The 6,849-nt window shown below is 58.8% G+C and carries 7 protein-coding genes; 2 read left to right on the top strand and 5 right to left on the bottom strand.

Going from position 1 to position 6,849, the window contains the following annotated elements; translation table 11 throughout:
• Positions 1–154: 154 nt before the first annotated feature.
• Both EJA72_RS19230 and EJA72_RS19225 read left to right on the top strand, forming a co-directional pair.
• Positions 155–1,651: a helix-turn-helix transcriptional regulator gene (locus EJA72_RS19230; RefSeq protein WP_157712990.1), complete on the top strand. Its 1,497-nt coding sequence runs from the start codon at positions 155–157 to the stop codon at positions 1,649–1,651.
• 130 nt (positions 1,652–1,781) lie between these two features.
• Positions 1,782–2,033 carry a DUF1652 domain-containing protein gene (locus EJA72_RS19225; protein ID WP_157712989.1) on the top strand — a complete coding sequence of 84 codons (252 nt, stop codon included), beginning with the start codon at positions 1,782–1,784 and terminating at the stop codon, positions 2,031–2,033.
• Positions 2,034–2,502: 469 nt separating this feature from the next.
• Here the strand turns inward: EJA72_RS19225 and EJA72_RS19220 are convergent, their stop codons facing one another.
• The 5 genes from EJA72_RS19220 to EJA72_RS19200 form a co-directional block, all read right to left on the bottom strand.
• A complete protein-coding gene (locus EJA72_RS19220) occupies positions 2,503–3,270 on the bottom strand; it encodes an SDR family oxidoreductase (protein ID WP_157712988.1) in 768 nt (255 codons plus the stop codon).
• Between the two features lie 135 nt (positions 3,271–3,405).
• Entirely contained in the window at positions 3,406–4,473 is a 1,068-nt protein-coding gene (locus tag EJA72_RS19215; RefSeq protein WP_157712987.1) for a phosphotransferase family protein, read from the bottom strand.
• A 144-nt stretch (positions 4,474–4,617) separates the two neighbouring features.
• Positions 4,618–5,583 carry a 2-hydroxyacid dehydrogenase gene (locus EJA72_RS19210; protein WP_157712986.1) on the bottom strand — a complete coding sequence of 322 codons (966 nt, stop codon included), beginning with the start codon at positions 5,581–5,583 and terminating at the stop codon, positions 4,618–4,620.
• A gap of 102 nt (positions 5,584–5,685) precedes the next feature.
• Complete coding sequence (locus EJA72_RS19205; RefSeq protein ID WP_157712985.1) at positions 5,686–6,282, bottom strand: TetR/AcrR family transcriptional regulator; 597 nt, start codon at positions 6,280–6,282, stop codon at positions 5,686–5,688.
• A gap of 98 nt (positions 6,283–6,380) precedes the next feature.
• Complete coding sequence (locus EJA72_RS19200) at positions 6,381–6,764, bottom strand: tautomerase family protein (RefSeq protein WP_157712984.1); 384 nt, start codon at positions 6,762–6,764, stop codon at positions 6,381–6,383.
• Positions 6,765–6,849 lie beyond the last annotated feature (85 nt).

Genomic DNA, 6,849 nt, shown 5'->3' with positions numbered 1-6,849 from the left:
GATGGAGTGTCAGACACCGCGGTGCAGACTGACACACCATCGCGAGCAAGCTCGCTCCTACACAGGGAGTGGTTTGTCGCACTATCTCAAACGCCAGCGGTCGACATCTTCACAGGCCGGCGCATGAAAGTGCCGGCGCACGTGTGGAGCGCCAATGAGCCAGGACGTCCTGATCACCGAAACCAATCGCCGCCAGTTGCAACAGATCATCGCCGGGTTGTCCGATGGCGTGATTCTGCTGGAACTCGACCAGACGATCCTCTGGGCCAATGACGCCGCGCTGGCCATGCACGGTGTCGGCCAGATCAGCGATCTGGGGGCAAATGCCCAGGAATATGCCAAGCGCTTCGCCTTGCGTTATCGCAACAATCACCCGGTTCCGGCCGATCACTACCCGATCAGCCGGGTGGCCCGGGGTGAGACGTTCAGCGATGTGCTGGTAGAAGTGATGTCGGAGCAAGACCAAGAGCGCACTTGGGTCCACAGCGTGCGCAGCATGGTGTTGGCCAACAGTGCAGGCGACCCGGAGTCCTTGGTGCTGATCATGGACGATGTCACCGAGTGGGCCAGCGCTGAGCAGCGCTTCGAGAAAACCTTCAATGCCAACCCGGCCCCGGCGGTGATCTGCCGGCTCAGCGATTTGCGCTACATCAAGGTCAATTCCGGCTTTCTGGAAATGTCCGGGTACGCCCGTGATCAAGTCATCGGCGTGTCGACCTATGAGCTGGATATCCTGGAAGGCGCTGAGAGGAAAGACCTGGCCATCGAGCGTTTGCGCGAACACGCGACCATTCCGCAGATGCAGGCTGAACTCAAGCTGCCCGATGGCAGCAGCAAACAGGTGATCGTCGCGGGTCAGCCGCTGGAGCTGAACGACGAAGACTGCATGCTGTTTTCCTTCGTCGACATGGAGCCTCGGCACAAGGCGGAAGTCGCCTTGCGCCAGAGCGAGGAGCGGTTTGCCAAGGCCTTTCGCCTGACGCCGGTGCCGATCCTGGTGTGCAGCGCCGCGGATCAAGTGGTCATGGACGTCAATGAAGCGTTCCTCGACACCCTGGCGTACCCCAGTGAAGAGGTGCTCGGCAAGACCATCGCCGAGATTGATTTTGTCCATGACAAGGGCGCCCGGACCCGGTTGTTTGCAGCCCTGGAAAAAACCGGCAGCCTGGATCGCATCGATGTTCGCGTGCGTAAAAAAGACACCGAGCTGATTGATTGCGCGGTGTCCGCCGACACCGTAAACATTCAGGACAGCCCGTGTTACCTGCTAGTGCTGATGGACATCACCGATCGCAAACGCACGGAGCTGGAGTTGGTGGCAGCGATTGAAGAGGTGATGAAAGACGCCTCATGGTTCAGTCGCACCCTGATCGAAAAACTCGCCAACGTGAAAAACGTTAACTCGCCAAAACTGCCCAGCGTTTCGTTCACCGACTTGACCGCCCGCGAGCGCGATGTATTGGGGCTGATTTGCGAAGGCCTGGCGGACAAGGAGATTGCCGCCCGATTGAAACTGGCCCCCAACACGGTGCGTAACCATGTGTCGACGGTGTATTCCAAGCTCGATGTTCACAGTCGCAGCGAGGCGATTGTGTGGGCGCGTGAACGGGGTTTGTTTGCCGCAGAGTGGCGACCAAAGGGTCAACGATAAGGTGCAAATGCACTAATTGCGGGGGTGCAAATTCGAGTGTTGGCGCAATTATGCGGTGCTTAGTCTGTGAGGGTGCGATACGGGTATTCGGCCCGGTCGTCTCCTTTGAAACAGCGACGGGACACGCGTAATGATTTATCTGGCGCAATTGCGTATGCAACTGGAGCGGAGTTTTTCGCCATTGGCCTGTGACTGCAGTGTCACGGGTGATAATTCGTTAACGGTGAAGCTCTATCACCCGGTGTCGGGGCAGGTCGATCTGGTGGTCAGTGGCTTGAACGTTTCAACCCTCAGGACACCGGAAGCGGTGGATGCCCTGATTGAAGAACTGCGTTATGAGCTGGAGAGTAACGGCTTGCATCGCCCGGGAGCACTTTCGTAGGGTGAGGTGCCCGGATTCAGGGAAATTCGACAGTGTTTTTGTTTTCTGTGACCGGAGAGTGGACTTTCCTGCGTTGTTTTGTTGTCACACCCATGTGTACATCAATTACCGCGGGTCTACCTATGAATAGTCTTGGGAAACGCGTTTTACCGCTTCTGTCATTCGCGCTCTGTGCAGCGATTCTTGGTGGTTGTGCCAGCCCACCACCACCGCCCCCCGCCGCACCGCCTCCAGATCCGGTCCGTACCTGTCAGACCAGTGAAAATACTGACGTGCAGGGCGATGCCCGGGTGGACGCGCAGGTGACGAAAACCACCACCCTGACGCGCTGTGTTACCCAATAAACGCAGGGATCAAATGTAGGAGCGAGCTTGCTCGCGATGGACGTTAACGATAACGCTTGCTTGCTGATGAAACGCGGCGTTCTTACATCCATCGCGAGCAAGCTCGCTCCTACAGGTTTATCGCTTCACGACAGGAAACCACCATCCACGTTCAGCGAAACCCCGGTGGTGTAGGTGGACGCATCGCTCGCCAGGTACAACACCGCACCCGCCATTTCGCTCGGATCCGCCACGCGCTTGAGCGGAATCTGCTGCAATGCGGTCTTCAGAATCGCGTCATTCTTCACCAGCGCCGACGCGAACTTGGTATCGGTCAGGCCCGGCAGCAGGGCGTTGCAGCGAATACCGAATTGCGCGCATTCCTTGGCGAACACTTTGGTCATGTTGATCACGGCAGCCTTGGTCACCGAGTAGATGCCCTGGAAGATGCCCGGCGAAATGCCGTTGATCGAAGCGACGTTGATGATGCTGCCGCCACCGTTTTCACGCATCAATTTGCCGGCTTCAACCGACATGAAGAAGTAGCCGCGGATGTTCACGTCGACGGTCTTCTGGAAGGCGCTGAGGTCGGTGTCCAGCACGTTGCAGAACTGCGGGTTGGTCGCCGCGTTGTTGACCAGGATGTCCAGGCGCCCGAACTGTTCCTTGATCCCGGCGAAGACCTGGCTGATCTGTTCCATTTCCCCAATGTGGCACGCGATGGCGGTGGCTTTGCCGCCCGCCGCGATGATCGCGTCGGCCACGTGTTGGCAGCCGTCGAGCTTGCGGCTCGAGACAATCACGTGCGCGCCTTGCTGGGCCAGCAATTTGGCGATGGCCTCACCGATGCCACGGCTGGCGCCGGAAACGAAAGCGATTTTGCCGTCGAGGTCGAACAACTGAGTCTTGGACATGGGTATTCCTTGTTATTGAGTCGAATGCCGGGTTGGGGCCGATGCCGTTCGGTAGGGTCGGCTTGCTGCGTTTGGTCAATAAACGCGCGTTATCGTTTACGACCTTCGCGAGCAAGCTCGCTCCTACAGGGGATCTCAGAGGCTGGATTTTTTAATGACCTGCAGGCTCATCTGCTCCAGCAGTTTGTTCATGTGAATGAACTGCGCGAAGCGTTTGTCCTGGGTCTGGCCATGGAAGAAGCGGTAGTAGATCTGCTGCACGATGCCAGCGAGGCGGAACAGGCCGTAGGAGTAGTAGAAGTCGAAATTGTCGATCTGGATGCCCGATCGTTCGGCGTAGTAATCGACGAACTCGCGGCGCGTCAGCATGCCCGGTGCATGGCTTGGCTGGCGGCGCATCAATTGCACCGGTGCCGGGTCGCCGGCTTCGATCCAGTAGGCGAGGGTGTTGCCCAGGTCCATCAGCGGGTCGCCGAGCGTGGTCAACTCCCAGTCGAGCACGCCGATGATCTGCATCGGGTTGTTCGGGTCGAGGATCACGTTGTCGAAGCGGTAGTCGTTGTGCACGATGCTGGACGTCGGGTGGTCGGCCGGCATCTTGTCGTTGAGCCAGGCTTTCACCACGTCCCAATGCGGCGCGTCCGGGGTGAGGGCTTTTTCGTAACGGTCGCTCCAGCCTTTGATCTGCCGGGCCACGTAGCCTTCGGGCTTGCCGAGGTCGCCCAGGCCATAGGCGTTGTAGTCGACCTGGTGCAGCTCGACAAACTTGTCGATGAAGCTCTTGCACAGGGCTTCGGTCTTTTCCGAGTCCAGGCCCAGTTCCGGCGGCAGCTCGGAGCGCAGGATGATCCCGTTGACCCGTTCCATCACATAGAACTCGGCGCCGATCACCGATTCATCGGTGCAGTGCACGTAGGCTTTCGGGCAATACGGAAAGCCGTCCTTGAGTTGATTGAGGATGCGAAATTCGCGGCCCATGTCATGGGCGGATTTGGCCTTGTGGCCAAACGGCGGCCGACGCAGGACAAACTCCTGCCCGGGGTATTCCAGCAAGTAAGTGAGGTTCGATGCACCGCCCGGAAACTGGCTGATCTGCGGCACACCACTAAGGCCCGGAATATGCGCCTTGAGGTATGGATCGATCAGGCTGGCATCAAGCTCTTCGCCGGTGCGGATACGGGTGGACTGGTCAGTAAGCGCCATGCTTATCCCTTCTGCTTATTCTGGAGGCCTGCGACTATTGGCTAATCTAATGCGCCCACCCGACACCCACAACCACGAGCAGCCCTTATAGGTGAGCGTGTTGCCTGCCAATCATTGTTTTTGATACACCCGTTTGAATCCAGCTCAACCAGCGACGCTGCTCATCGCCGGCGGCAGTGCAATCGGCGTCAGCACCGGCTGATTGGAGAAGAAGGCCACCAGGTTGCGCCCCACCAGTTCCACGGTGCCTTGAGTGGCTTCCGGGGAGAGACCGGCGACATGCGGCGTCAGGATGACGTTGGTCAAGGCCTTGAGGGTGTCCGGCACGTGAGGTTCGGAATCGAAGACATCCAGCGCGGCACCCGCGATCCGGCGTTGCTCCAGCGCGTTGACCAGGTCGGTGGTGACGATCACGCTGGCCCGGGCGATGTTGACGAGGAAGCCTTTGGAGCCCAGCGCCTCGAGCACATGGCGGTTGATCAGGTGTTTCGTGGTGAGACCACCGGGCGTTGCAACGATCAGAAAGTCCGAAGCGCGGGCCAGTTCGGTGGGGGTCGAGCAGAAGCTGTAGGGCACGTCGCTGCGATGCTGACGGTTGTGGTAACTCACGGTCATGTCGAACCCGTTGGCAGCACGTTTGGCGATGGCCATGCCGACGGCGCCGAGACCGAGAATGCCCAAGCGTTTGCCGGCCAGGGACGGGCGCATGATCTTTGGCCATTCGCCACGGCGCACGGCCGCGTCGCAGCGCGGGACATCACGCACCAGTGACAGCAACATGGCCATGGCGTGGTCGGCGACCGAGGACGCATTGACCCCGGCACCGTTGGTGACGGTGATGTTCCGGTCGGCGGCGGCTTGCAGGTCGACGTGTTCATAACCGGCGCCAATCACGCAGATGATCTTGAGGTTGGGCAGGGCGGCGATTTCATCTGCGTACAAGCCCAAGGGGCCGCGGGTCAGTACCGCGTCGATTTGTCCGCTGTGCCGGCTAATCGCCTCAGCGCGTTCGGCAGGCGTGGGCGCCAGTATCAGGTGAAAGCCCTGATGTTCGAGAATGGGCAGGTAGTCATTGATGGTTTCAACCAGTACCAGAACGGTTGCGGGCATGCTGGGCTCCTGTGGGCATCGGAATATCGGGGCTCGAATGTCGCATGAGAGTGCTGGCTACAACGCCGTTTGGCAAGACCATGGCTCGTGCACGTTTATAGCTTAGGCAGATGTACCGTCGGATGTGAGAAAAGTCCGCGCCGCATCGAGAATTTCATCTGACAACGCGTCGCCCTTGGTCGCGCGGGCCAGTGTCAGGGCGCCCACCATCAACGAATAGTTCACCAGCGCGGCTTTCCGATCGGCCTCTGGCTGACCTTCCCCCATCAGCGGTGCCAGCATTTTCAGCAACGCTTCAAGCCCTTGGGTGTAGGTCTGGTGCAAGCCGCTTTCAGCGCTTTCATGGCACATGTCGCCGGCAAACGCGGTGACCGGGCAGCTTTCACCGGGGTTGTCACGATTGGCCGCGGACAGGTACGGCACGATGATGCGTTCGCGGGCTGAACGGCTGTCGTCGGGATCAGCGATTTTCTGCTCCCAACGCTCCATCGATTGAGTGAACGCTCTCGAGCAGGCCTCTTTCGCCAGCGCTTCCCTGGATTCGAAGTGGCCATAGAAACCGCCGTGGGTCAGGCCCGCAGCGCCCATCACATCGACGACGCTGATGCCATGCAAACCGCGCTCGCGAAACAGGCGCGTAGCGGCCTCGACGATGATTTCGCGGTTGAGATCGGCTTGTTTGCGGGAGACTCGAGGCATGGCGACTCACTGACGTGGAGGGGTATAGATGACTGGCATCATAAGGAAATGTCGTGCGTGTGTCAGGTCGTCACCTTGCCAGGATTGCAGTCCGTGCTTTAGCCGGCAAATTGGCCGATGCCATTGCCAAACGACCAGTTCTCGCGCTTGACCTCCACCAGGTTGATGAACACGTCTTCAAGGCGCACCGCCAGTTCAGTGTTCAGGCTTTCGGCGATGGTCTTGTAGAGCAGTTTTTTCTGCTCGGTGGTTCGGCCTTCCATCAGCGTGATCTGGATGATCACCAGGTTGTCGGTGCGGTTGATGCCCATGAACGTCGGGTCATAAATGAAGTGATGTTCATCGTGTTCGACGAGGATCTGGAAATTGTCGTTCTCGGGAACGCCGATGGTGGTGTGCATCGCCGTGTAGATCAGTCTGCCGACGCGCTTGGCGAAGGTCGGGTCCTGGTTGTTTTTGATGTCGACGCGAACGAGTGGCATGAGGAGCTCCGCCTGTCAGGACTGCCGGTTGGCAGGTACGATTGAAAATACATTGTGCCAAACATTTATTAAATAGATTTTTTAA

Source organism: Pseudomonas sp. PB120, assembly GCF_009761815.1.
In the GTDB taxonomy this organism is placed as follows: Bacteria; Pseudomonadota; Gammaproteobacteria; order Pseudomonadales; family Pseudomonadaceae; genus Aquipseudomonas.
This window is presented reverse-complemented; position numbering and strand designations above follow the sequence as displayed.

What these genes read in the sequence shown, in the direction of transcription:
- EJA72_RS19200 (WP_157712984.1), bottom strand. Translation starts at nt 6,764, where the DNA reads ATGCCACTCGTTCGCGTCGACATCAAAAACAACCAGGACCCGACCTTC.
- EJA72_RS19205 (WP_157712985.1), bottom strand. Translation starts at nt 6,282, where the DNA reads ATGCCTCGAGTCTCCCGCAAACAAGCCGATCTCAACCGCGAAATCATC.
- EJA72_RS19215 (WP_157712987.1), bottom strand. Translation starts at nt 4,473, where the DNA reads ATGGCGCTTACTGACCAGTCCACCCGTATCCGCACCGGCGAAGAGCTT.
- EJA72_RS19210 (WP_157712986.1), bottom strand. Translation starts at nt 5,583, where the DNA reads ATGCCCGCAACCGTTCTGGTACTGGTTGAAACCATCAATGACTACCTG.
- EJA72_RS19230 (WP_157712990.1), top strand. Translation starts at nt 155, where the DNA reads ATGAGCCAGGACGTCCTGATCACCGAAACCAATCGCCGCCAGTTGCAA.
- EJA72_RS19225 (WP_157712989.1), top strand. Translation starts at nt 1,782, where the DNA reads ATGATTTATCTGGCGCAATTGCGTATGCAACTGGAGCGGAGTTTTTCG.
- EJA72_RS19220 (WP_157712988.1), bottom strand. Translation starts at nt 3,270, where the DNA reads ATGTCCAAGACTCAGTTGTTCGACCTCGACGGCAAAATCGCTTTCGTT.